Here is a 24,426-nt window from a genome sequence, read left to right as displayed (position 1 = left end):
CCAAATTCATTCTGTTAAGAGTATACCACTACCAACTTAATTTGAAAAAACTTTGGCTTATAATTCAGTTGGTAAAAGTAAAAATCAATGCTCGATGAATTAATCCATATAATGTTAAGGTGAGGTAAGCAAGAAGAAACAGGAGAAAATTAAAACGCCAAAAACCCTTTATCACTTTTTTTATGAGAATTTCTTCTTTTACTTTCCAATGAACCAACACAAAAATCATCGCAATTAAAATCATAATTAATATTATTACCCAAAAATATGATTTTTCCCATATAGTTACAATTAAAAAATGAACAGATATTATAAATAGAAATGTTGTAGAATCTAGTGATATATGAACTGCCTTTCGCGTGCTTTTTGTCACGAGTTTCGTGACTATAAAAACAAACAGGAATCCTAAAAATGGTATCGCAAAGAAAACAGAAATGAAATAGGATAGAAAAGTAATCAAGCGTATTCCTCCTTTATCATCTCTTTTCCTTTAATTAAGTAATATAGGTTAGCCACTTGAGGTGACTTCATCCCTTTATGTTCTGCCACTTCTAAAATATATCCCAATATTGCATCCACTTCTGTCATTCTGTGTGCTTCTATATCTTTAAGCATGGAGGAACGATTAGCAGAAGTATTATTACAAATAGTAATAATTTGCTGCAACTGTTCTTCAGTATTATCTAAATTTAAAATCGAAGATACCTCGGAATATAAATTCTTTAGGACCTGAAAATAGTATTCATTTTTTATTAATTTGCCATTTTCCACCTCGAGGATGGCGGTTAATGGATTAATAACGGCATTGACAACTAGTTTACTCTGCAGCATTGTAAAATAATCCCCCTTAAAAACAAGTGGAAATTCCAATGGTGCAAAAGAAATACAATCAAACAAAAATGTTGGGTTCCCTTTAAATACAGCCACTTTAGTCACAGCTTCACCATTATGGGAAACGGTATATGAATTTTCCTTCAGCGCTCCGTGCTCAACTGCACCAACAAAAATATTAGTGTTCGGGATGGTTTCAAGCTGTTTTAAATGGCCCATACCATTCTGTAAAAATAAGAGATTGTTAGGAAGAATGGGCAACTGATTAATTCTTTCAATAATTGGCCGAAGTTGATATTGCTTAACGGAAATGATGGTAAGATCATCAATTCCCTTCCATTCGTTTATTGGCAATGCCTTCGTGTTGGAAATTGTTTGTTCCCCGTTTTTCTTCAGCACAATTCCATATTTATTTATCTCTGTTGCTTGTTCTGGTGTTCTAGTGTATACCGTAACATCTAATATCCTGCTAAAATAAGCTGCGAATAGGAGGCCAATTGACCCAGCACCAATAATTCCAACCCTCATGGTAATCCCTCTTTTTTAGTCGTCTTTACCCATATTCTATCAGAAGCTGACGATAGTTTGTTACTAAGAATTAGAAAAAAATTAAGCCCTATTCGACAAACAGCGAATAGGGCCAATAAAGTTAGACGGGGTATACCGGATGCTTACGTATGCTAAAATTAAAATCCTTGGTTTCATAATAAGCAAAGCGTTGAATCAAAACATTTCGTAATTCTGTTGGTGCGACAATTTCATCAACAATTAATTCCGATGCTAACTTATATATGTCGATATGTTCTTTATATTCTTTATGCTTTTCTTGGACAAAAGCTATTTTTTCTTTCTGGTCTTCTATTTGATTAATTTTGTTCGAATAAACAGCATTGACTGCTGCTTCTGGACCCATAACTGCAATTTGTGCGGTTGGTAAAGCGATACAGCAATCCGGCTCAAAAGCTGGGCCAGCCATAGCATATAGACCAGCACCATAGGCTTTTCGAACAATGACAGAAATTTTCGGGACAGTGGCCGAACTCATCGCTGCAATTAACTTGGCCCCATGACGGATAATGCCCGCACGCTCCACCTTTGTTCCAATCATGAACCCAGGTACATCTGCCAAAAATAAAAGCGGAATATGAAAAGCATCACAGAGTTGAATGAATTTTGCTGCTTTATCTGCAGAATCTACAAATAAAACACCGCCTTTCACTTTCGGCTGATTAGCAATAATTCCAATCGGTCTCCCATCGATTCTTGCTAACCCCGTAATCAATTCAGGGGCAAACAATTTCTTAATTTCATAAAAACTTGCATTATCCACAAGTTTATCAATACATTCATACATATCAAACGGAGCGTTTTGGTTTTCTGGGATAATCGCTTCCAGCTCGCGGCCTTGTTTTGCTTCTACACCCGGTGTCATCCTTGGTTTTTCTTTAAAGCTTGCTGGGAAGTAGCTGATATATTTTTTGGCTGACTCGATTGCTTCCTCTTCGCTATAAGCGAGAATATCCCCACAGCCTGAGACTGAACAATGCATCCGCGCACCGCCCATTTCCTCAAGTGTAACCTTTTCACCGATTACTTTTTCAGCCATCCTTGGTGACCCCAAATACATAGAAGCATTTTGGTCAACCATGATGACGATATCACAAAAGGCAGGAATGTATGCACCACCAGCCGCGGAAGGGCCAAACAAAATACAAACCTGGGGAATCATCCCGGAAAGTTTCACTTGATTGTAGAAGATTCTTCCTGCACCGCGACGATTTGGAAACATCTCTAACTGATCTGTTATTCTAGCCCCGGCTGAATCAACAAGGTAGAATAATGGAACCTTTAGTTTTTCGGCAACTTCTTGAATACGAATAATCTTTTCAACTGTCCTGGCTCCCCATGAACCAGCTTTAACGGTTGAATCATTCGCCATAACACAAACCGTTTGGCCATTAATTTTCCCAATCGCTGTGACAACACCATCTGCAGGAAGATCACCAGCTTGAAAATTGGCAAATTTACCATCTTCTTCGTATTTACCTTCATCGAACAATAAGGCAAGACGTTCACGAACAAACAACTTCTTTTGCTCTTTTGCCTTCTCATGATATTTTGGATGTCCACCAGCTTCAATTATTTTACGGTTCTCATTTAACTGCTCATTCAATGTATTGGTTACAGACATGATTTTCACCCCTCAAACTTTTATTCTAGGACGATCAATACGTCGCCTTCATTAACGAAATCACCAATGCTTACTTTTACATCTAATACTAAACCTTCTGAAGTGCTTTCAATTGGAATTTCCATTTTCATAGATTCAAGCATCACGACTTCCTGACCAAGTTGTACTTGATTCCCTTTTGCTGCGAATATATTTAAAACAGTACCTGCCATACTTGCTGTTATTTCTTTCATTTTCATTCTCCCCCTAGTTCACTAATTTTTTGGTTAAAAAGCTTGTGGTGTACTTTCCCTTTTGAAAATCATTATCCGTTAGTACATTAAGGAAAAGTGGTGCATTAGTTTTAATCCCTTCAATTTTTAAGTCTTTAAAGAAGCGAACCGCTTCTTCTAATGCTTTTACACGTGTTTCATTGTGAATAATAACTTTCGCAATCATTGGATCATAGAACGGTGTAACCACACTTCCTTCATCATAACCTGAATCAATTCTTACTCCCGCCGAATGATTCCATTCAAGCCTGCTGATTTTACCTGGTGACGGAAAAAAACGAACAGGGTCTTCAGCATAAAGCCTAAATTCAATAGCGTGACCTGACAATGTGATTTCATCTTGGAGCAATGGTAACCGTTCACCTCGAGAGATGAGGATTTGCCATTTCACTAAATCGAGACCAGTTATCATTTCAGTTGCCGGATGTTCAACCTGAAGGCGAGTGTTCATTTCTAGAAAATAAAAATTTTCCTTTTCATCAACAATAAATTCAATAGTTCCTGCATTTGTATAATTAACAGCACTCGCCGCTTTTAAGGCTGTTTCAAACATCATATTTCGAGAATGGTCCGATAAACAAGGTGACGGAGATTCCTCGATTACTTTTTGATGTCTTCTTTGAACAGAACAGTTTCTTTCAAACAAATGAACGATATTTCCATGGCTGTCACCAAACACCTGGACTTCGACATGTCTTGCATCTTTGATATACTTCTCGATAAAGACTTCGTCAGAGCCAAAATAGGCCATTGCTCTTGCTTTTGTCTGGTCAAAAGACTTAACGAGCGCTTGCTCATCTTCACAAAATACCATTCCTATCCCGCCGCCGCCGCCGCTTGCCTTCAGCATAACTGGGAAGCCGATTGTATCTGCAAGAACAATTGCTTCCTCAATAGCTTTTATACCGCAGCCACTGCCGGGAACCACCGGGACACCCGCCTTTTCCATCGTCTGACGAGAAATAATTTTGTCACCCATTAATTCAATAGTTGCCGGGTTCGGGCCGATAAAAATAATACCTTCCTCTATTGCTCGTTTAGCAAATGTAGCATTTTCAGATAAAAAGCCGTAACCAGGGTGAATTGCATCTACTTTCTCTCGTTTTGCTATTTCTAAAATTTTATCTACTTGTAGATAGGACTTGTTTACAGGAGGCTCCCCCACACAGAAAGCCATATTTGCTGCTTTTACAAAGGGCATTTCCTTATCAGCCTCGGAATAAATAGCAATTGTTTCAATCCCCATCTCCTGACAGGTTCGAATAATCCGAAGGGCAATTTCTCCTCGATTAGCAATTAAAATTTTTTGCACGCTTTTTCCCCTTTCGTACCCTGTTTATTCCACCATTTATATGTTTCTACACGATTCTCTGAATTTCCTGCAAATTTTTGAAAACGCTTTCTGAACTTATTTGAAGAATTTTTTGAGTTTTTGTTATATAATTAGAGTGATTCATTTGAAAAATGCCAAAATTACTTCAGTTCATGTTATTCAAGAGCAAATGAATATATACAAGATTATGAGTAATCATATTTAGGAGGTTGACTATGGCAGTAAAAGTGGAAAGACTCAAAGTAAATTATAAAACACTAGAAGAGTTTAAAAAATTCAAAGAATATGGGATTCAAGAATTATCAATGCTTGAAGATCTTGAAGCAAATATGGTTGATAATAATAGTGACTCACCTTTTTACGGAATTTATTTTGGAGACAAATTAGTAGCTCGAATGAGTCTATACCAAATTGATGCAAAGTTTGACCGCTATTTTTATCCGCCGCAAAATTACTTAGAGTTATGGAAACTTGAGGTATTACCGGATTATCAAGGTAAGGGTTATGGCAAGGCGCTTGTCGAATTTGCGAAAAGCAGCTTTGGTCTCCCGATTAAGACGAATCCAAGAGTACAATCAAGAGATTTTTGGGAAAAGATGGGCTTTGCGAATGTCGATTACGATATGGAGCGTGACCGCGGAGAAAATCCATTGGTTTGGTACCCTTCAGGCGTAGAGGCACAACAGCATAATTAATACAAATAAAAAAGCGGACATTTGGTCCGCTTTTTCTACTTTTCTACTCTTTCGAGGTTACCATTTTTGTCCATCTGGAATTTTACTTTTTGTTGGCGGTCCTCATCTTGAAGAACTACCATTTTCCGAGCTCTTTCCATAATTTCAATTAACGAACGATAATCCTCTTCAATAGCCTTTAAATTTTTAGATAATCTTTCGTTTTCTGCTGCCAAGTAGTATGCCTTTTTTTCCAACTCTTTGATTTTTTCATTAGATTTCTTCCGTTCCGCTTCATTGTTGGATGAGGCTAGTGCTTTTTGTTGGAGTCCCTCTAAAAAATGGATCACCGTCGAAAATGTAATTGTGCTTCCTTGTTCATTTCCTGTTGGAGAGGGAACAGCTTCTACTTTAACTGGTTCTTCAAATGATTCTATTTCATTTGAAACTGGCTGTTTTTTTAACTCTTTACGCTGCTTTTTAGCCAACTCAATGCCCGATTTATACTGTTTTCTAACAAACGAATTCCAACGAAAGCCACAGGCTGCTGAAGTACGTGTGAGCTGCTTCCCTACTTCTTCGAATGCTTGCAGTTGCGTACCGCCTTCCCGGATGTGTCGTAACACAACCTCAGCAAGCAACAAGTCTTCATCTTGGGACCATGCATCTTGTCGAGTCGGTGACATGAAATCATCCCTCCTAGTGTTTTTATAATACATATGCATCTACTAGAAAAGATAGACTTAATCAAGCCCTGTGTTTTTCATCTTTATTCATTGTTTTTTCGTATAAACTCATTTACATATTCATGATGAATTTCGCTTTCCCAAAGGATTGCACACTCTCTAATCTCTTCATCTATTCTTTCACGCAGTTTTGTTTCTTCCCACTTTCTAATCCAAATTCTTTTATAGGATTTTAATACACTTATATCGTTAGATATCATCTGTCCAAGGTATCTATCACAAGCCTGGAGAGAGTCATCAGTGTATAGTGAGTTAATAAACCCAATTTTCTTTAAATATGATGCAGTTTGGAGCTCTGCTTCCATTAAAAGCTTCATTGCAATGGAAGCAGGCAGCTTTTCTGCTAAAATTGAACCTCCGCCCCATCCCGTTGTTATCGCTTGCTTTCCTTGGATAAACCCTGCCAATATACCTTCTCGGGCAATACGATAATCGCAAGCAGCCGCAAGTTCACAACCACCGCCAACTGCTGTTCCATTAATGAGAGCAACAGTCGGAATAGGCAATGTAAGCAGCGAATAAAGTATATTCGCCATTTTTGAGAGCATCCGATAAGCTTCTTCCTTTGTGCGAAGGGAATGAAAAACAGACAAGTCTCCCCCTGAACAAAAAGCAAGATCATCTTCTCCGGTAATAACTAGTGCCTTAATATCAGGGTGAAAAGATCTTTTTATTGCTTCAGCCAATCCTTCCATGACTTCAAAATTAATAGCATTTCTTTTTTCACTTCTAGTAATGGTAAATACCAAATAACCCATATCACGTTTTTCAATTTTGTACGACAACCTGTAACACAGCCCTTCTTTATTATTTCGCAAAAATGAGTATGTATAAATCCAAAGAAACGACAAAAGCACAAGGGAAATAAACCCTTGTGCTTTTTATCTTACCTTAAAATTAGTCGTTCACTACATCTTTTCCTTTGTATGTTCCGCAAGCTTTACATACACGGTGTGAAAGTTTCATTTCACCACAGTTTGGGCAGCTTACCATACCAGGTACGTTTAATTTAAAATGAGTACGACGTTTTCTTTTTGCAGTTTTAGAAGTCCTTCTAAAAGGTACAGCCATTCTTCCCACCTCCTTAAAGAGTATTAAGAAAGTAATGAAGGCCAGGAATGCTGGGTCTTCACTTTGCTTCTTAGATTTGTCGATTAAATTTACGAAGAAGAATTGTTTTCATCGAGAAACTTTGCGAGACCTGCTAGTCTCGGATCAATTTTTTTAGATTGATCTTCTCCATGAACAACTTCCCAATCCTTGCCAGATTGTGGAGCAGCATCTTCACGATTAACATCTTCGCAAAAAACTTGCATTGGTACCTCAAGTAAAAGAATCTCTCGAAGGATCGGCATCACATCAATCACTTCACCTTTCACTTGATATGCTTCCTCTTCAGTTTCATAAACTGAACCTTGCAAGAGAAACGTTTCAGTTGTTTCGACATTAATTGGAAGTTTAACATCCACTAAAGTACGAGAACATGGAAGTATTAAGTAACCTTCGATTTTTAAATGGAACGTTACTTTTGTTGAATCGATATCGCCCCGACCTGTAATATGCATCGGAGAAACTTCCCGGATGGTTGGATCATCTTGTTTGATCTCATCCACACGAACTATCTCATCAATAATAAATTCCTTGTTTCGATATTTTTGTAATTGACTTAATGTCCATTTCAATTGAATCACCCCAAGGCAACAAAGGTAATTATAGCCTTCGATAAATTTTTTGTCAATGTTTTTTCTTTACACCCCGTCAGATGATTAAAAAGCAAAATACACCTATCTGTTTCCTATACTAGTTTAACCAGATAACTCTTTTGCAAACATCCTTAATATCTTACCATATAATTTGATTGGTTTCCTTAAAATATTGCTATAATGTTAAGAAAAGCAAAAATCACACGAGATTTTAAAGTTTTAAGGAGAAATTAAATGAGAGCTGTTGGATTAATCGTAGAGTATAACCCTTTTCATAATGGGCATGCCTATCATTTACAGGCATCTAAGGAAGCAGCAGAAGCTGATATTGTTATTGCAGTAATGAGCGGGAACTTTTTACAGCGCGGGGAACCTGCACTTGTGTCCAAATGGCAGCGAACCAAAATGGCATTGTTAAATGGAGTAGATATTGTTTTTGAACTACCTTATTGCTTCGCCACTCAAAAAGCAGAAACCTTCGCAAATGGTGCTGTGTCAATGTTGGATGCAGTGGGCACTCATTGCCTCTGTTTTGGAAGCGAGAGCGGAGACATATCCGATTTCTTTTGTACAATTGATCACTTAGAAGCGAAGCAACATCTATTTAATGAGAACATTAAACAGTTCCTAAGCACAGGTGTCAGTTATCCGAAAGCTTTATCCCTTGCATTTGGGCAACTGCCAGATTCGGATAAATATTTGGATTTAGCTAAGCCAAATAATATACTTGGACTCGAATACATAAAAGCTATAAAACAACAAAAGTCGAATGTCATCCCAATGACGATACCTCGAAAAAATGCTAACTACCATGATCAGGATTTTACCTCTGCAACGATTGCAAGTGCAACTAGTATCCGAAAAGCTATCTTTGCTGATAGCGATGGAAAATCTGCTATAGACCAATATGTACCAAAGGCTACCAAACAATTGCTAAATGAATATTTACAATCTTATCAAGTATTTCACCAATGGGAAAACTATTGGAGCTATCTTCAATTTCGTTTAATTCATGCGAGCCCGGAAGAGCTGAGGAATATTTATGAAATGGAAGAGGGGCTTGAAAATAGACTTCTCTCTGCGGCACGAGAGGCTGATACATATCTTGAGTTTATGCAAAAAATTAAAACGAAACGTTATACTTGGACAAGACTGCAAAGATTATGTGTTCATATATTAACTAATTCAAAAAAAGAGGACATGGCAATGATCTCAGAAAAAGCCTCTTATTTAAGACTTCTTGGCATGACCACCAAGGGCAAAGAATACCTAAATAAAAACAAGACTCATCTTAGTCTCCCCCTAATATCGAAACTTTCTTCTTTTAAAGGAAAAGAGATTAACCTAGATATTAAAGCAGCAAGGGTTTTTTCACTTGGGCTTTCTAACCATTTAAAAAATAAAATGATCCATCAAGAATATCAGCAGCCACCTATTTATATAAAGTAAAAAGCTCTGTTAAACAGGGCCTGTTGATTTCCGCTCCAATCAACGAGATGCCAAAGTCAACAATATTTCTTAACTTAACCATAATAAAAAGATGATGCAGGCGCACCATCTTTTTATTATTTTTCCTTTAGCTTTTCTAAGTAGCTAACAGCTTCGTCAAATGTATCAATAGGAACAATTTTCATGTTGGTTTTTATCTCACGGGCGGTCTTTACAGCATCCCGGTAATTGGAACTCTTTATTCCTTTTTCATTCGGGGCTAAAAAGATTTCTGCGCCTGCTTTGTCCGCTGCAACTATTTTTTGTTCAATTCCCCCTATAGGACCAACCGTCCCATCCACTTCAATGGTCCCTGTACCTGCAATCTGATACCCTTTTGTCAGGTCACCGTCGGTCAACTGGTTATAGATTTCTAAAGAAAACATGAATCCTGCGGAAGGTCCACCAATTTCATCCGTCTTTACCTTAACTTTTGGATCAACCATTATTTCTTTATCATCAACGAGCGAAATCCCAATTCCAACCTTTCGAGGATCTTCTTTAAAAGCTTGGAGTTTTAATGTAACAGTCTTTGTACTTTTATTTCGTAAATAGGTTAATTCTACCTTGTCACCAGCATGTTTATTACTCACGTAATCAATGAATTTTTCCGAGGAAGGAAATTGCTTCCCATCCACTTTAAAAATCCGATCACCCGCGGAAAGTTTGCCATATGCAGGCATATCAGGAATCACTTGAACCACATAAATTCCCTTATATTTATATTTAACAGGCAGACCCGCTTTCCGGTAAGCTACCTCAATGGCATTTAATTTCGAACCCGCCATAAGATGGAGCTGTCGTACATTGTATTCTTCTTCGGTTTCTTTTTTATTTAATATCATATCAAGTGGATAAAGCTCCTCATATTTTCTAACTTTTGCTTCTATATAAGAGAAAACATTAGCTCTACCCATTCTAACCGTCGTAAGCATAAAATTTCCTTCATCCTTATCGCCGCCTTCAACACTGATGATTGGTCCCAGTTCCTTCGCCATTCCCGGTTTGGAGACATAGTATGGCAATGAATAAAACATTCCCCAAACAAAGATAATCGTAATAACTAGTGCAGACCCTATATATATTTTTTTGCGCATCGCAATTTTTACCCCTTCCACTGTTCAATCACGGTTTTTATTTGCGTTAGATGTTTTTTCGCTTCAGCCTCGCCTATATTAATAATCTCTTCAATATTTGTAAAGGCTCGTGAACTATAAGTTTCGACAGGGGGACGAAGCATTACACTTGCAGCAATTTCCCGATTGTTAATTATCTCTGCTTGCATAATATCAATACTCTGCATAATGACATCATAGATAGAGGTAATTTCTGCGTTCCTCTTTACCCTTGAAACATCTACAGCGATAACGATATCTGCCCCCATCTCTTTAGCGACAGAAACAGGAACGCGATCAGATACGCCGCCATCTACAAGGATTCTGCCATTATATTTTTCGGGCACAAAAATTCCGGGTATCGAAATGCTTGCCCGGACTGCATCTGCAACAGGACCCTTTTTAAATACCACCTTTTCACCCGTTAATAAATCAGTAGCGACGATTCCAATTGGAATCGAGAGCTCCTCAATATTTTTACCGTGGGTAAATACCTTAATAAATTCCTTTACCTTTTTACCTGAAATAAAGCCCATTTTTGGAACTGTAAAGTCCAAAAAGTACTTCCTCTTAAAGGCAGTGGATAATTTATATAACCGATCCATATCAATACCTGCACCGTAAAAACTTGCAACTAGTGCTCCCATACTGCTGCCAGCAATCAGATGAATCGGAATTTCAGCGTCTATTAATGCTTTAATGACACCTAAATGAGCAAACCCGCGTGCACCTCCTGAACCAAGCGCCAACCCTATTTTTGGGTGCTCCATAATTATAGACCTCCTATCAATACCTAATCAAAATAATTGATTTCTTAATTGACGGACTTTACGAATTCCTTCCATGTAAAAGTGAAATCTCGTTCAATCTTATGGTCTAAATAAACGTTCTATGAGTATATTTGAGTTATATGAGGACAAGTCAGGATGGAATATTTCTTTATTTTACCATTCATTTAATCGATTGCACAGTTCAACGATTTCCTCGGGAGGAGGTCTCTTCATTGTTTCGGTCCAAATTAAAAACAATTTTTTTATCCATATCCGTCACCATTCTAGCTGGCTCGCTAATATTTTATCCACAAGAGTCCTTGGATGCATCTATCCGTGGCCTAAATATGTGGTGGGAAATAGTTTTTCCATCCTTATTACCATTTTTTATTGTTTCCGAAATGTTAATTGGCTTCGGGGTTGTAAAATTTATTGGTGTATTATTGGAACCACTAATGAGACCTCTTTTCAAGGTTCCTGGTGTGGGCGGATTTGTTTGGGCTATGGGGATGGCTTCTGGATTTCCTGCTGGAGCAAAGTTCACAGCAAGATTAAGAGAAGAAGGCCAGTTAACACGAATTGAAGCGGAAAGACTTGTTTCTTTCACAAATTCATCAAATCCATTATTTATTTTCGGGGCTGTTTCGGTAGGATTTTTCTATAATCCACATTTAGGGGTTATCCTTGCACTATCTCATTATTTAGGAAATATTTGTGTTGGGTTAATCATGCGCTTTTATGGAAAAGAATCACCTGATGAAATCCCTACGAAAAGAAAAAAGTTCAAAATCCGTTCAGCTTTATCAGCTTTGCATCAAACGAGACTAAAAGATAATCGACCAATTGGAAAACTACTTGGGGATGCGGTTAATTCTTCTATTCAAACCTTATTAATGGTTGGCGGGTTTATCATTCTTTTCTCTGTGATAAACAAAATACTTTATCATTTACATATTACGGCCACATTAGCAAAATCTATTGAGGTGCTGCTATCTGCGCTGTCCTTCCCTGAAATGTTAAGTATTCCGTTTATTTCAGGTTTATTTGAGATCACTTTAGGCAGTCAATTAACGAGTCAAAATCCAGATGCAACACTTTTACAAAAAGCGATGATTACCAGCTTTATTTTAGCCTTTAGTGGTTTTAGTGTCCAAGCCCAAGTTGCTAGTATCCTGGCACAAACAGATATTAGATTTAAACCATTTTTTATGGCGAGAATCCTTCAAGGTATTTTCGCAAGTTTGTTTGCATTGATCTTATGGAAGCCCGTTTATTTGCGTTTTAATGGGAATGAACAGCCTTCAAATGCCTTGCCAGTCAGTTTTTTCGAGAATGGCTCATGGGCAGACCCTCTATTTCATAAAATGATTGTCATTGGGCCGATTATCACCATCATCTCACTCGTAGTTTATGTGCTTATTTTGTTTTCCCGCTTAAAAAAACAATAATAAAAGAGCTGGCATGCATAGCCTGGCTCTTTTTTCATTTACCCTTTAAACTTCTTTTGTAATTCTTTTTCAACAATTGGCGGGACTAGGGACGAAATATCCCCATTATATTTCGCCACTTCTTTAACAATACTTGAGCTTAAGAAGGAATATTGATTATTCGTCATGATAAAAAAGGTTTCAATCTCATCATTTAGCACTCTATTCATCGAAGTAATTTGCATTTCGTACTCAAAGTCCGAAACTGCCCGCAATCCACGGATGATGGCATTAGCATTAACTGCCTTTGCATAATCAACCAGTAAGCCTGAATGAACATCTACTTTAACATTCGGAAGATCTTTTGTTACAGCCTTGATGAGATTCATTCGCTCTTCAACAGTAAATAATGGATTTTTAGATGAATTATTTAAAACGCTAACATAAACGGTATCAAATACTTTGGCACCTCTTCTAATAATATCTAAATGACCAAATGTAATTGGATCAAAGCTTCCTGGACAAACGGCTATTTTCGTCAAATTGATTCCCCCTTACTCAATATCTGTTCGAATATAAATCGTTACCGCAATCATCCCATACTTTTCATGTTTTATTTGGCTAAATCGTCCTACTGCTTTGGGTAATTCAACATCAAAGCCATGCTCACATACAACGATTCCATCCTTGTTCACTACATTCTGATTATCCATCTTTTCCATTAAATTGACCAGTTGCTGTTTTTTGTATGGCGGATCTAAAAATATGTAATCAAAGCAAATCTCTCTTTTAATGAGAGCCTTAAGTGCTCTGTCAGCATCATTACGGTAAACCTCTGTCTGGTCCTCAAATTTACAGGCTTTTATGTTTTCCTGAATCACTTGTATGGCTTTTGGCTCTCGATCAATAAATATAATTTTATCCAATCCTCTGCTAAGTGCCTCCAAACCTAATCCACCACTGCCAGCAAACAGGTCTAACCCAATCCCTCCATCAAAATAAGGACCAATCATATTAAATATAGCTTCTTTGACCTTATCCGTTGTCGGTCTCGTCGTATTTCCGGGAACTGCTTTCAGCGGTCTTCCTTTACAACTGCCTGAAACCACTCTCACTTACCTATCACCACATTTTTTCAGAAATAATTTCTTAATTCATCCTACCATAGTTTATTAAAACTAGACAATTTCTGTGGATGATATCTTAATTATTTTGTCGAAGCACACCAAAGATTGTTATATCTCGAAATTTTATCATAAAACACGTATAAGCTTTTGTGTTGTGGAAATAATGTAATTAACAACATCAATTCGAGGATGTTGTTGCCAACCGCGGAGAAGACTTACGTTTCCCCATAAGTTCTTCCTCCGGTTTCTCCTCTCCCTTTGCCTTCTATCCTTTATGAGGATGTGGAAGGACCCTGCAGAAAGTTCTGCAGGTTTTTTTTGTTTTTTATTCAAAAAATCCTTTTTAAGTGATAAAGTATTGATGTATTGATTCATTCTAAAGGAGCGTTTTAATTGATCCAGCGTTTTATTGAATTAGGTGAGGGCTATTCAGATTTATATGAATTACTAGAACTTATTAATGCCAATCAGCACCGTCTTCAACATCTGCTTGCACTTCACACAAAAATAGATGGCAGAGAACTAACTTCCTTGGTTGTTATTTTAAAACCTACTGACCCAGGAAAGTTCCAACCACTTTATGTTTGTCGTGAGGGCATTCCGAATCCAAATTATTGTCCTAATAAAAGGTATGAACTTTTTGCCCAAACTGCTGCCGCGTATAATAAACAAATTCACGAACTATCGGTTAAACCATCTTCCATCTTTTATGAAAAGGAACTTTATTTCCAATACCTAATTGGGATTCTGAGGCTTAATCATTATTTATTACCACTACAATAGGAAAAGGTGAGGGACTAAATATATTCCCTCACCTTTTTAAATACCCATTTTATAGTCATATTCTTTTGCTTTATCGGGTGCTGAATTTTCATACTCCATTCTTAAGAATGGTTTATATGAAGGTTCTACTTTTTTTACAAACGAAAAAGAATTCAACTTTTCCATAATCTCATCTACTTCTTGTTGATTACAATACAGTACAACATATTTTAGCTTTTTTGAAACATAATGTACATTTCCGAAGCGTCTAAGCATTTTAGCTTGTTTTAATGAGTAAAGCCAAACCACCAATCCTTGTCTTTGAACAAACATACTATTTCCCCTTCAACAGAACCATCATTTTAACTAAGTCTAGCATATAAAAACGCTTCATTTCAATTCAAACTTTAATTCTTATCCATATTATATGGTAGTAAAAAAATATTTACTGTACTCTAAAGAAAAAAAATCAGCTAACATTAGCTGATTTTCTCATCCACACCCACAACTTCCTCCACCGCCACAGCCGCTTCTATGGTTGGAATTTGTTTCGAAAAACTGGTTGCCGGTTGGGACTTTTATATGTTCTGAAACAGCACCACCTACGATGATGCTGATTGCATCTAGAAGGTCTTGCAGGTCATTTTCTGCCAATTTAAACTCCGCTACTAGTGGATCCAAATCCATTTCTCTTTTACTTTCGCGGATTTGGGTCATTACTTTTTTATAATCAGGATGGTATTTTCCAAAGCGTTGAACCTCATCATATAATTCCTTTAGACTAACAAAACGCTTTATTTTACGCTGTGACTCCCTATTACTTTGCAATTTATATAAACAAATTTGATATTGTTCTGCAATTTCGGATTCCAGAACCATTTTTGCTAGTTGTTCAGCCTGTTCCAATAATTCAACTCTTTCTAATGTAGCAAGCACGATTACGCCCACCTCCAATGATATTTTAACATGAAAGTGTTAGTAATGCGAAAAATACAGTTTATCTAGTGATATTTACCATAAATTCTTTTTCCATTCCATACGGTTGATTATTTAAATCCACAACTTCAAGTTTAACCCTGTGGCTGCCCGCAGAAAGCCCTTTAATGATAAATGCTGCCGCATTAACTTCTGATTTTTTCTTACCATCAATCCATATCACAAGCTTTCCTAAATTCTTCTTTGAATGATCGGTTTCGCGAAAACTAATTCCTGAAACAACACAATTAATTAATACTGTTTCTCCTTTTATTTGGTGGTGGACAAATAATGAAGGTATTTCGGTCCTTGGCTTAATATGATTAAATCCGGAAAGCATTCCAATCAAAAAAATAATAAGGACTACCTGCGGAAGCTGTTTTTTCATTTTGATTCACTCCTTCTTTGATTGTATTGTTCGCCTCCATTTCATTTTTTAGTCTTAATCCTCTTGTTAACACACAAAAAAAGCCACAAAATAAACATGTGGACTTAGTTAATTTTGATTTTTCATTGCTTGAAACATATGATACATCATGGACGCCATTTGTACACTATTTGAAAATTTATTCACTTGATCTGGAATGGTCTTTTTATAATAGTGTAAGGACTCAATTTCAAGTGCTTGTAAATCATATGGATTTCTTGATAACTTTCGGTACCAGATTGGTTGTTCGCGGATAAACTGCTTTAAATCCTTCTGACTTTCAATATATTCAAGGACATCTCTTCTCATAAATTAAAGCCCCTTCCTATCAGTCTTTTCTAAACAAAAAGGGATGTTTTGGTCCTTCAGGTGGTTTTGCTGCACCCCCCGCTGCATTGTTTCCTTGAAATTGCGAAAGGACACTTTGGACTGCTCCGAGGGCCTGACTTAAGTTATTAATATGGTTTTGCATCTGATTCGGATCCATTTTCTTAACCATCCCCATAATTGTCGAAATCCAATCACCTTTTGATTCTGTGCTTGCTTCTTCAGCAGCTGATTCATCACTAGTTCCAATCGTTTCCCACCGAGTATCCTCTTCCCCTAACAAATACCACTCTTCATATAACTCCTGCCAGGTTGCCTTCCCCCTCCGTACTTCCTGGACAAGTTTAGGATTGCTTTTAACAAATTCTTTAAATTGTATAACGGTAGGGTGTAATTGTTTTTGTGTCATTTTTCTCACCTCAACCCATATTACTGCCAATAATACATTATGAAAGATCATTCAAAATGTGAAAGGACCACGCAGGATAAATATATTTAATATTTTTTCTGTAAATGATAAGATGTCAGAAGAATAAGGATTGAAAGAGGTATCTAGAATGAAAGATGAATTACGACAATTATTAGAAACATGTATCGAAAATGGTTCAGAAGCAGATCTCAGTTCACTTACCTTCCTCTTAGAAGGGCTAAAACAAAAAATTAATCAAAACCGCATTACCTATATTGACGGGATTCTTCAAATGGACAGGAAATTTGTAGAGAATACTTGCGAAATTACCATTCCCATTCATCCAATAATAAATAATAATCTAGACATCGTCCATGGCGGAATTACTGCTACTGTTCTTGATACTACGATGGGTAGTTTAGCTAATTACTATTTGCCAAAAGGATTTGGGGCTGTTACTAATCAATTAAATATCCATTACATAGCACCAGGTATTGGAGAAACGATTCGTTGTAAAGCGGAGATAGTCCATAAGGGCAGCAAAACAATGGTAATATCAGGAGAAGCCTACCGGAGCGATGGAAAAAAAATGGCCTATGCGACAGGTACATTCTTTATTATTAACAAATCATGACCAGGGGAGTTTGAAACATAATGGTCACCGCCATCGTCATTCCAATTATTTGCCTTTACTTTTATTGGCTTACAAAAAAAGAGATGAAGGAAAATGATTCAAAGTGGGCTAGTGCTGGTCACGTCCAGCACGAAGCAATTTTAATTGGGGAAATTAAAAGCATCATAGAGGAGAAACAACGGTTTTATTATCACCGTTATATTCATGTTCAATCATTAAGATTGCAAACAGAAACAAAATTAATTACAGTTCAAAAGATTACGCCCATTACAAAAGGCTTTCAGAAAGTTTCCTTTAAAGTAGGGGATACCATTAAAGTATATGGAATGTGGAAGGATAATAAATTTGTATTTAACGAATATGTTATTGAAAAAAGGTGACCTTAACGTCACCTTTTTATTGTTCTATTTTTTGAATGAAATTTTGTGTATAGTATTTTTCATAAACTCCTACTCCAAGATGTGAATAATCCTTATTTAATAATGCCTCCCGATGACCTTTACTATTGAGCCAACCTTCCACCACAGCAGGGCCATCGGTATAGTTTGCCGCGATATTCTCACCTGCAGACTTATAAACCACTTCAGCAGTTTTTAATCTTTTGTCGAGGTCTCCAAATTTCTTAGATGTATGTGAGAAGTCATTGTTTTCTGACATGTCCTTACTGTGTTGAAACGCTGCTTTAGCCGTATTTTCATCCCACTTTAAAACCTTTAATTTGTTTCTTTCTCTTAAGACATTGGTAATGTCAAATATCTGTTGTTCGGTGTCTTCTTCAATCTTGCGCCGCCTTTCCTCGCTAGGCTCAGGAGCCTGAATTAAGACTCCATTATAAACCAGTTCATAGGGACGCTGCTTGATTAGTGTAGACGCATCTAAGAAACGAACACTTGAGAGGTTTCCTGTGAACTTATCTATATATAGTTGAACAAAAATATCACCCAATTGTACCATCGGCCGAAGATTTAAATCAGTATCGTTTAGTTCAAAGCGATAAGAATTTCCCTTAAATTCGAGATTAACATTCGTATCAATATAGTGTGTATTAAAAATTTCCTCAACTGGTTGTCCAATTTCAAATGGTGCTACATCTAAATTCTGACCAATCGCAAAAATCGTAACAATACGCTTATTTTCTACACCCACTTGTAAATAGCCTTTAGAATTTTGATTATAAATATACCACTGATAGCCATACATAGATTCATCAATCCGTAATGGTCTACCAAGTTCCTTTTCTAAATTCTCTTCATTTTTTCCAATTAATAAAGCCAAACCTTCTTTTGGTTTCTCTGAGATAATTTTTTTACTAGGTTTATTCACTGGGTTTTGGCTTATATTTTGTTCTTTTACTTCTGATGTATTATTTTCTTTAATTAAAATAGTATCATCATTATTTTCGTTTATACTGACATAAAAACCAATGGTTAAAAAAACAGCTGAAAGGATTAAAATTTTTGACAGTATACGCAGAGGCATTCACCCTCTCTGGAACTTTTTCTATCATTATATGTGTAGATAAAATTATTATATCATCTATAGCTTGAATAATAATAGTGATTATCATAAATATCAGATAAATGAACTGATTAAAAGAAAACAGGTACACTGAGTACCTGTTTTCTTTTAATCGACTATTTTTTTTATATAATAATTCTTAGTGTTGTACATTATTAAAGTTTTGTTCAGATATTTCTGTTAAGGCGACCTTTGCCTGATCATCAGATAATTCTCTGATGGCGAAGTCACCTAATGAAACAATTCCAACTAATTTATCTCCTTCGACCACAGGTAAACGGCGGATTTGATGTTCTGCCATTATTTTTGCCGCTTCCTTGCTTGAAGCATCAGGTGTGACTGTAATCAGTTGATTACTCATGATATCTTCTACCTTGGTAGACCCAGGATGTTTTTCTGCAACACCTCTTACGACAATATCACGGTCTGTTATCATGCCCACAAGCTTGTCCTGGTCAAGAATTGGGATAGCACCTACATTTAACTCTTTCATTTTTAAAGCCACTTCATATACATTATCCAATAAAGTACAACTTTCAACGTCTTCCGTCATAATATCCCTGATATTTTCCATTTTCTTACCCCCATGGTATAATTATTACAGCTTATCATTATTCTAGGTTTTCCATCCAATAATGTTTTATTCGCCTGAATCTATTCATTGCAAGTTGCTTGATTTTCAACTATTATTAAAATTGAATAATAATTGCTTTACTGATAAAAGAAACATTGGGGTAATGGTATCGTTTTTAGGAGGGATTATTTATGAAATTCGAGAATACTGAGATTGAAAAGTTAAAGGCTGACTTAAACCGACTAGATGAAGTCATGTTAGACCACGGTTTAGTGCGCGAGGGGCAATGGGACTATGAACGTGTTACATATGACCGCAAGTTTGAATTAAAAGAAGGGGTATTTTATTTGCGCGTTCGCGGACATGCGATAGAAGGTGATATTGGGGCTGATAAAGCAACAATTCAATTAATGACCCCGCTATTAGGTAAACATTACTATCCGCATGGTGTGGAATATGGTGAAGGTGAAAACTTCCCTGCCTCACTTGTGAACCAATGTAAAAAAATCCTTGATGCTGTGAAAGCCGAAGTAAGTAAATTTGCTCTATAAAATAAAATATAATAAAAAAGACGCATGGAGTCATGCGTCTTTTTTATTTTGAAGTTGCAAGGACCTTAATTTACAGTCCTAGGATTGCTTTAATCATCGAAGTGGTCTCTCCGCCATGATAAAATACATAAAGCAATAGATATACAGCAACTCCAGTGATTGCTGTAAAAAACCATATAACACTTGTTATTGGGCCAAGTTTGCGATGGGTAGAAAGTTTATTTTTGTATCCGGTAAGAATAGACACAACACCGAACACAGCTCCTATTGTCGCAAGTGTAATATGAAAGATTAAAAATATGGTGTAATAAATTTTAATATTTTCTGGCCCACCGAACGACGTGTTTCCAATAAAGATTGTCCGGGAAGCATAAATGATAAAAAATATCACAGCAAAAATAGCAGCCAAAACCATTGTTTTTTTATGAGATTCAATCTTCCTGTGCGCAATTTGCCACCATCCAATGGCAACGGTAATAGCACTTAATACGATAAATGAAGTACTGATCGTGGGTAAAATCGGTAAGGAGTTCATTCCATATCCTCTCTTTTCTTTTATTCTACAATAATAGTAGTTCAACTACCTTAACAATTCAACGGATAAACATGAAATTTCCTCTAAACAGTAAAAAAATCTCCCAAGAGTATGGGAGATTATTTTATAATGAGAGGATTTAGCTGCTGCTTCATTTCTTGTTCAGTATCGTCTTGATCTTTTCGATACCATTCAAAGAAAACATGTCCAAGAATTACTCCGTAAATGATTTCTTGAATAATTTTCATTAATACTCCACCAAGCTGCTGGTCATGAAGCAGTGACATCGAACTAAAAAGCTCGGGACCACTTAAATTCAAGCTATCAAAGTTCGCAGAACCGACACATAAACTCATTACTTGTCCCCAAACCTGTGGGTCAGAATAGGTCGCATACATTGGTGTATCTGCAAAGATAATTAAGGCACAAGCAGGTGTTAACAGAATTCCATCTGCAAAAATATAACCCACCTTTTTTAGTCCACTTAATGTCTCATGTTCTGGCAATTGATTAAGTAACGGCCACCACATGAAAGTTGCAACAACAAATAATAGGATAGAATAAATAGCATGCAGCCAACCATTTTGCATGACATGGTCAAAAATTATTGGTACATGATAAAAGGAAAATAAGCCATTAAAAACAATCAAGGCAATTAGCGGCTTTGTTAAAACTGTAAAGATAGAATTGACTGCGCTAATGCTAAAAATTTTCCTCCACACCCAATTTGGGATACTAATAATTAATATAGGTGGTACCACCAATACTAAAGCAGCCATTTGAATCATATGAACCCAAAACATAAGATGGGCTAATAAATCGACTGGCGATCCCTTAATGATATACAGAAGGATTATTGATAAAAGAAACAAACTACCTTGTGTTTTCGTTAAGGGCTCACTATTTGGAAACCAGGTTCTATATTTTGTTGTAAGTACAAAGTATCCTGCAGTAACTACAATTAAGATTAATAAAAAGTACGGGCTCCAAAGTGCTTTAAAACCAAAAATATCTAAAGTAAGCACCCAAATCACCTCTTTTTGAATTAAAAGAATTATTGACTCTATTATACCCTTGGTTAAAACGATAAGCAAAGAAATGGAAGCTTCCATTTCTTGCTCTTAAAAAAGAAAATCGGCTAGTAGCCGATTTTCTTTTTTTGAACCTATTACCACCAAATAATTGTTGAAAAGGCAAGTATAGTTATTGCTCCAACCAACACACCTGAGTATAAAAAGAGTGATGGAGCTTCATGCCCTTTATGGCTCATATGCATGAAATAATATAGTTGGAAAATAACTTGAACCACTGCTAATAAAATAATAAACGGTACAGTAAACCATGAAGTAAACCCTTTAATATATACAGCTGCAAAAGCAATTAATGTTAAGAAAATCATTAAGGCAAAAGAAACTAACTGATATTTCATTTCTTCTGCATTTTTCCTGCGACGATATTCAATGTCTACTCTTGGGTTACCTGAATTTAATTGTTGATTAGCCATCAGTTTATCCCACCATTCCCATTAAATATACTACTGTAAAGATAAATACCCAAACAACGTCAATAAAATGCCAGTATAAACTAAACACATAGAATTTTGGAGCGTTGTAAAGGTCTAAGCCCCGTTTAGAATTTCTAAACATCAATGTTAAACACCAAAGTAAACCAAAAGCAACGTGGCCCCCGTGGAAACCAACTAGTGTATAGAAGGCAGATCCGAAAGCACTGCTTGTAAATGTATGCCCTTCATGGACATAATGGGTAAATTCGTAAACCTCTAGTCCTAAGAACCCTGCACCTAATAGAGCTGTAAGACCAAGCCAAACCATCATTTTTTTGAAGGCAAAATTCTTCATATGATACATTGCGTACACACTTGTTAATGAGCTGGTTAAGAGCAGCATTGTCGCAACAAATGTTAACGGTAATTCAAATAAATCCTTTGCTAAAGGATGACTTGAACTTGGAACTTTATCCTTTAAAGCAAGGTATGTGGCAAAGAGGGAGGCAAAAAGAACTGTCTCTCCCCCTAGGAAAAACCAAAAACCTAAAAATTTATTTTTTGATTCAAGGGTTGATTTTTCCGGCGCAGCAGGCCATGTTTCATAAGTAAATTTTTCATCAGCGTGCATTATGCCTTTACCCCCTTATCATCATCATCCATTAAGTCCTCTTTGTGAATATGGAATCCATGATCATCTTTTACTGAACGTAAGAACATGGAACCAAACGTTACTAACAATCCAATAATCATTACTGGTAAAGCCCAAGCCTTATCATTTACATGATACATTGCTCCAAAAGCTGCAATGAATAATCCTAAAGCCATCATAAACGGTAAGAAAGATGAATTAGGCATATGAATGTCACCAAGCGGCTCAGCTGGAGTCATTCCTTTTTTACCATCCATTTTTTCTAACCAGTATGCATCTAACCCACGAACAAGTGGAAGTTGTTTAAAGTTATAGAACGGTGGTGGTGAAGGGATTGCCCATTCTAGGGTTCTTCCATCTCCCCATGGATCATTACCGACTTTAACATTTTTCACAGATGTTACGATGATGTTATATAACATTACAATAACACCTAAGCCCATAAAGGCAGCTCCTATTGAACTAACCATGTTGGCACTGTCAAATCCTTGACCAGGAAGGTATGTGAATACGCGTCGCGGCATTCCCCATAAACCTAAGAAATGTTGGATAAAGAAGGTTAAATGGAACCCGATAAAGAACAACCAGAAAGTAATTTTACCTAACGTTTCATTCAACATTGTTCCAAACATTTTTGGCCAATAAAGATGTGTGCCCGCAAATACTGCAAATACTACACCACCAACAATAACGTAATGGAAGTGCGCAACAACGAAATAAGTATCATGGTATTGATAATCTGCTGCTGCGGAGGCAAGCATTACCCCTGTTACTCCACCCGCAAGAAATGATGGAATAAATGCCATTGCCCAATGCATAGGAGTGGTAAATTTAACACTTCCTCCCCACATTGTTAAAAGCCAGTTAAATATTTTAATTCCTGTCGGTACACCAATTGCCATAGTAGCTACTGCAAAAATGGCATTAGCTACAGGTCCTAAACCAGTTGTAAACATATGGTGAGCCCATACCATGAAGCCTAGGAAACCAATTAATACCGTTGCAAAAACCATGGAAGAGTAACCAAATAAACGTTTTCTTGAGAAAATTGGGAAAATCTCCGAAAAAATCCCGAATGCCGGAAGTATTAATATATATACTTCTGGGTGACCGAAGATCCAGAATAGATGTTCCCAAATTACGGTATTTCCACCTAATGTAACATCAAAGAAATTCGCACCAAACAATCGGTCGAACATCATTAGAACTAAACCAACCGTTAATGGAGGAAATGCGAACAAAATCAGTGCAGAAGTAACAAATGTAGTCCAAGTAAACAAAGGCATTCTCATATATGTCATACCCGGAGCACGCATGTTAATGATGGTAACTAGGAAGTTAATACCACCAATCAAGGTTCCAATACCAGATATCTGTAAACCTAAGATATAAAAGTCTACACCATGGCCTTTTGAGTGAAGTGCAAGTGACGCATAAGATGTCCAACCTGCATCAGGAGCTCCACCTAAGAACCATGAAAGGTTTAGAAATATTCCACCAAAGAAGAATAACCAAAATCCTAGAGCATTTACAAATGGAAACGCAACGTCGCGTGCTCCAATTTGTAATGGCATTACCGCATTCATAAATGCAAATACAAGCGGCATTGCAGCAAGGAAAATCATTGTTGTTCCATGCATTGTGATAATTTCATTAAATAATCCGGCACTAACAAAGTCATTATTAGGCACTGCAAGCTGGATGCGGATAAATATTGCCTCAAGTCCGCCCACTAAGAAGAAAAATCCACCTGCAATGAGATATAGGATAGCGATCTTTTTATGGTCAACAGTTGTTAAAAAGTCCCATAAAGTTGCCCCAAATCCCTTTTTTTGAGCATAGGTACTCACAATTTTACCTCCCTTTCAACCAATTCCCCTT

General features: G+C 36.7%; 32 protein-coding genes. 7 read left to right on the top strand and 25 right to left on the bottom strand.

All coding sequences use genetic code 11. The features are described from left to right. Window positions 1–64: 64 nt before the first annotated feature. The 5 genes from AC4QJR_RS08435 to AC4QJR_RS08415 form a co-directional block, all read right to left on the bottom strand. Entirely contained in the window at window positions 65–460 is a 396-nt protein-coding gene (locus AC4QJR_RS08435; protein WP_098572666.1) for a DUF3397 domain-containing protein, read from the bottom strand. Further along, a complete protein-coding gene (locus AC4QJR_RS08430) occupies window positions 457–1,359 on the bottom strand; it encodes a 2-dehydropantoate 2-reductase (RefSeq protein ID WP_496525887.1) in 903 nt (300 codons plus the stop codon). Before AC4QJR_RS08430 ends, AC4QJR_RS08435 begins: the two co-directional genes overlap by 4 nt. Before the next feature lie 121 nt (window positions 1,360–1,480). Next, entirely contained in the window at window positions 1,481–3,022 is a 1,542-nt protein-coding gene (locus AC4QJR_RS08425; protein ID WP_496525886.1) for an acyl-CoA carboxylase subunit beta, read from the bottom strand. Between the two features lie 20 nt (window positions 3,023–3,042). Continuing rightward, window positions 3,043–3,255 (bottom strand): biotin/lipoyl-containing protein, encoded by a 213-nt coding sequence (locus AC4QJR_RS08420; protein ID WP_098572663.1) that lies wholly within the window; start codon window positions 3,253–3,255, stop codon window positions 3,043–3,045. A gap of 13 nt (window positions 3,256–3,268) precedes the next feature. Next, window positions 3,269–4,606: an acetyl-CoA carboxylase biotin carboxylase subunit gene (locus tag AC4QJR_RS08415; RefSeq protein ID WP_496525885.1), complete on the bottom strand. Its 1,338-nt coding sequence runs from the start codon at window positions 4,604–4,606 to the stop codon at window positions 3,269–3,271. Window positions 4,607–4,842: 236 nt separating this feature from the next. Between AC4QJR_RS08415 and AC4QJR_RS08410 the strand changes: the two genes are divergently transcribed. Beyond that, a complete protein-coding gene (locus tag AC4QJR_RS08410; protein ID WP_496525884.1) occupies window positions 4,843–5,322 on the top strand; it encodes an N-acetyltransferase in 480 nt (159 codons plus the stop codon). A 35-nt stretch (window positions 5,323–5,357) separates the two neighbouring features. Here the strand turns inward: AC4QJR_RS08410 and AC4QJR_RS08405 are convergent, their stop codons facing one another. The 4 genes from AC4QJR_RS08405 to AC4QJR_RS08390 form a co-directional block, all read right to left on the bottom strand. Then, window positions 5,358–5,987 carry an RsfA family transcriptional regulator gene (locus tag AC4QJR_RS08405; protein WP_251456189.1) on the bottom strand — a complete coding sequence of 210 codons (630 nt, stop codon included), beginning with the start codon at window positions 5,985–5,987 and terminating at the stop codon, window positions 5,358–5,360. Between the two features lie 83 nt (window positions 5,988–6,070). Continuing rightward, window positions 6,071–6,832, bottom strand: coding sequence for an enoyl-CoA hydratase/isomerase family protein (locus AC4QJR_RS08400; RefSeq protein ID WP_496525883.1), 762 nt, complete (start codon window positions 6,830–6,832; stop codon window positions 6,071–6,073). Window positions 6,833–6,944: 112 nt separating this feature from the next. Then, window positions 6,945–7,118 (bottom strand): 50S ribosomal protein L32, encoded by a 174-nt coding sequence (gene rpmF / locus AC4QJR_RS08395; protein ID WP_026566356.1) that lies wholly within the window; start codon window positions 7,116–7,118, stop codon window positions 6,945–6,947. Between the two features lie 89 nt (window positions 7,119–7,207). Continuing rightward, a complete protein-coding gene (locus AC4QJR_RS08390) occupies window positions 7,208–7,729 on the bottom strand; it encodes a YceD family protein (protein ID WP_496525882.1) in 522 nt (173 codons plus the stop codon). Window positions 7,730–7,984: 255 nt separating this feature from the next. Here AC4QJR_RS08390 and AC4QJR_RS08385 point away from each other — a divergent pair, with 255 nt between their 5' ends. After that, window positions 7,985–9,199 carry a nucleotidyltransferase gene (locus AC4QJR_RS08385; protein WP_496525881.1) on the top strand — a complete coding sequence of 405 codons (1,215 nt, stop codon included), beginning with the start codon at window positions 7,985–7,987 and terminating at the stop codon, window positions 9,197–9,199. Between the two features lie 116 nt (window positions 9,200–9,315). Here AC4QJR_RS08385 and AC4QJR_RS08380 read toward each other — a convergent pair whose 3' ends face one another. Then, window positions 9,316–10,335, bottom strand: coding sequence for a SepM family pheromone-processing serine protease (locus tag AC4QJR_RS08380; RefSeq protein WP_251456192.1), 1,020 nt, complete (start codon window positions 10,333–10,335; stop codon window positions 9,316–9,318). Between the two features lie 8 nt (window positions 10,336–10,343). Then, the gene (locus AC4QJR_RS08375; protein ID WP_375374760.1) at window positions 10,344–11,123 is read right to left on the bottom strand and encodes a patatin-like phospholipase family protein; all 780 of its coding nucleotides are present in this window, start codon (window positions 11,121–11,123) and stop codon (window positions 10,344–10,346) included. Window positions 11,124–11,356: 233 nt separating this feature from the next. Here AC4QJR_RS08375 and ylbJ point away from each other — a divergent pair, with 233 nt between their 5' ends. Beyond that, window positions 11,357–12,571, top strand: a complete 1,215-nt coding sequence (ylbJ, locus tag AC4QJR_RS08370) for a sporulation integral membrane protein YlbJ (RefSeq protein ID WP_496525880.1) — start codon at window positions 11,357–11,359, stop codon at window positions 12,569–12,571. Between the two features lie 38 nt (window positions 12,572–12,609). On the opposite strand, the gene coaD is transcribed toward ylbJ, so the two are convergent. Both coaD and rsmD read right to left on the bottom strand, forming a co-directional pair. Continuing rightward, window positions 12,610–13,092 carry a pantetheine-phosphate adenylyltransferase gene (gene coaD, locus AC4QJR_RS08365; RefSeq protein WP_098572654.1) on the bottom strand — a complete coding sequence of 161 codons (483 nt, stop codon included), beginning with the start codon at window positions 13,090–13,092 and terminating at the stop codon, window positions 12,610–12,612. Window positions 13,093–13,104: 12 nt separating this feature from the next. Next, a complete protein-coding gene (gene rsmD, locus AC4QJR_RS08360; RefSeq protein ID WP_098572653.1) occupies window positions 13,105–13,665 on the bottom strand; it encodes a 16S rRNA (guanine(966)-N(2))-methyltransferase RsmD in 561 nt (186 codons plus the stop codon). 405 nt (window positions 13,666–14,070) lie between these two features. Between rsmD and AC4QJR_RS08355 the strand changes: the two genes are divergently transcribed. Beyond that, on the top strand, window positions 14,071–14,460 hold the full coding sequence (locus AC4QJR_RS08355) for a DUF7147 family protein (protein WP_098572652.1): 390 nt from the start codon (window positions 14,071–14,073) through the stop codon (window positions 14,458–14,460). A 36-nt stretch (window positions 14,461–14,496) separates the two neighbouring features. On the opposite strand, the gene AC4QJR_RS08350 is transcribed toward AC4QJR_RS08355, so the two are convergent. The 5 genes from AC4QJR_RS08350 to AC4QJR_RS08330 all read right to left on the bottom strand — a co-directional run bounded on the left by AC4QJR_RS08350 (window position 14,497) and on the right by AC4QJR_RS08330 (window position 16,577). Further along, on the bottom strand, window positions 14,497–14,772 hold the full coding sequence (locus AC4QJR_RS08350) for a YlbG family protein (protein WP_026566347.1): 276 nt from the start codon (window positions 14,770–14,772) through the stop codon (window positions 14,497–14,499). Window positions 14,773–14,931: 159 nt separating this feature from the next. Continuing rightward, window positions 14,932–15,375, bottom strand: coding sequence for a YlbF/YmcA family competence regulator (locus AC4QJR_RS08345; RefSeq protein ID WP_098572650.1), 444 nt, complete (start codon window positions 15,373–15,375; stop codon window positions 14,932–14,934). 61 nt (window positions 15,376–15,436) lie between these two features. Further along, window positions 15,437–15,802, bottom strand: a complete 366-nt coding sequence (locus tag AC4QJR_RS08340) for a hypothetical protein (RefSeq protein WP_496525879.1) — start codon at window positions 15,800–15,802, stop codon at window positions 15,437–15,439. Window positions 15,803–15,910: 108 nt separating this feature from the next. Continuing rightward, window positions 15,911–16,150, bottom strand: coding sequence for a YlbE-like family protein (locus tag AC4QJR_RS08335; RefSeq protein WP_098572648.1), 240 nt, complete (start codon window positions 16,148–16,150; stop codon window positions 15,911–15,913). Window positions 16,151–16,169: 19 nt separating this feature from the next. Beyond that, window positions 16,170–16,577: a YlbD family protein gene (locus AC4QJR_RS08330; RefSeq protein WP_098572647.1), complete on the bottom strand. Its 408-nt coding sequence runs from the start codon at window positions 16,575–16,577 to the stop codon at window positions 16,170–16,172. A gap of 148 nt (window positions 16,578–16,725) precedes the next feature. On the opposite strand from AC4QJR_RS08330, the gene AC4QJR_RS08325 reads away from it, so the two are divergent. Further along, window positions 16,726–17,211, top strand: coding sequence for a PaaI family thioesterase (locus AC4QJR_RS08325; protein ID WP_375374759.1), 486 nt, complete (start codon window positions 16,726–16,728; stop codon window positions 17,209–17,211). A 20-nt stretch (window positions 17,212–17,231) separates the two neighbouring features. Further along, window positions 17,232–17,591 carry a hypothetical protein gene (locus tag AC4QJR_RS08320; RefSeq protein ID WP_251456205.1) on the top strand — a complete coding sequence of 120 codons (360 nt, stop codon included), beginning with the start codon at window positions 17,232–17,234 and terminating at the stop codon, window positions 17,589–17,591. 16 nt (window positions 17,592–17,607) lie between these two features. On the opposite strand, the gene AC4QJR_RS08315 is transcribed toward AC4QJR_RS08320, so the two are convergent. Further along, the gene (locus AC4QJR_RS08315; protein WP_496525878.1) at window positions 17,608–18,690 is read right to left on the bottom strand and encodes a CAP domain-containing protein; all 1,083 of its coding nucleotides are present in this window, start codon (window positions 18,688–18,690) and stop codon (window positions 17,608–17,610) included. A gap of 178 nt (window positions 18,691–18,868) precedes the next feature. After that, a complete protein-coding gene (locus tag AC4QJR_RS08310; RefSeq protein WP_496525877.1) occupies window positions 18,869–19,303 on the bottom strand; it encodes a CBS domain-containing protein in 435 nt (144 codons plus the stop codon). Window positions 19,304–19,494: 191 nt separating this feature from the next. On the opposite strand from AC4QJR_RS08310, the gene AC4QJR_RS08305 reads away from it, so the two are divergent. After that, the gene (locus AC4QJR_RS08305) at window positions 19,495–19,854 is read left to right on the top strand and encodes a YugN family protein (RefSeq protein WP_251456209.1); all 360 of its coding nucleotides are present in this window, start codon (window positions 19,495–19,497) and stop codon (window positions 19,852–19,854) included. 70 nt (window positions 19,855–19,924) lie between these two features. On the opposite strand, the gene AC4QJR_RS08300 is transcribed toward AC4QJR_RS08305, so the two are convergent. From AC4QJR_RS08300 to ctaD, 5 genes are all read right to left on the bottom strand, one after another. Then, window positions 19,925–20,389: a DUF420 domain-containing protein gene (locus AC4QJR_RS08300; RefSeq protein WP_496525876.1), complete on the bottom strand. Its 465-nt coding sequence runs from the start codon at window positions 20,387–20,389 to the stop codon at window positions 19,925–19,927. A gap of 119 nt (window positions 20,390–20,508) precedes the next feature. Further along, window positions 20,509–21,414, bottom strand: coding sequence for a cytochrome c oxidase assembly factor CtaG (ctaG, locus tag AC4QJR_RS08295; RefSeq protein ID WP_496525875.1), 906 nt, complete (start codon window positions 21,412–21,414; stop codon window positions 20,509–20,511). A gap of 143 nt (window positions 21,415–21,557) precedes the next feature. After that, window positions 21,558–21,893: a cytochrome c oxidase subunit IVB gene (ctaF, locus tag AC4QJR_RS08290; RefSeq protein ID WP_098572639.1), complete on the bottom strand. Its 336-nt coding sequence runs from the start codon at window positions 21,891–21,893 to the stop codon at window positions 21,558–21,560. A 4-nt stretch (window positions 21,894–21,897) separates the two neighbouring features. Further along, complete coding sequence (locus AC4QJR_RS08285; protein ID WP_026566335.1) at window positions 21,898–22,524, bottom strand: cytochrome (ubi)quinol oxidase subunit III; 627 nt, start codon at window positions 22,522–22,524, stop codon at window positions 21,898–21,900. Then, window positions 22,524–24,395 carry a cytochrome c oxidase subunit I gene (gene ctaD, locus AC4QJR_RS08280; RefSeq protein ID WP_098572638.1) on the bottom strand — a complete coding sequence of 624 codons (1,872 nt, stop codon included), beginning with the start codon at window positions 24,393–24,395 and terminating at the stop codon, window positions 22,524–22,526. The genes AC4QJR_RS08285 and ctaD overlap by 1 nt, the downstream gene beginning before the upstream one ends. Window positions 24,396–24,426 lie beyond the last annotated feature (31 nt).

It is taken from the genome of Neobacillus sp. BP17 (assembly GCF_059579525.1).
The sequence above is the reverse complement of the archived record's forward strand: the minus strand, read 5'-3'. Positions and strand labels throughout refer to the sequence as shown.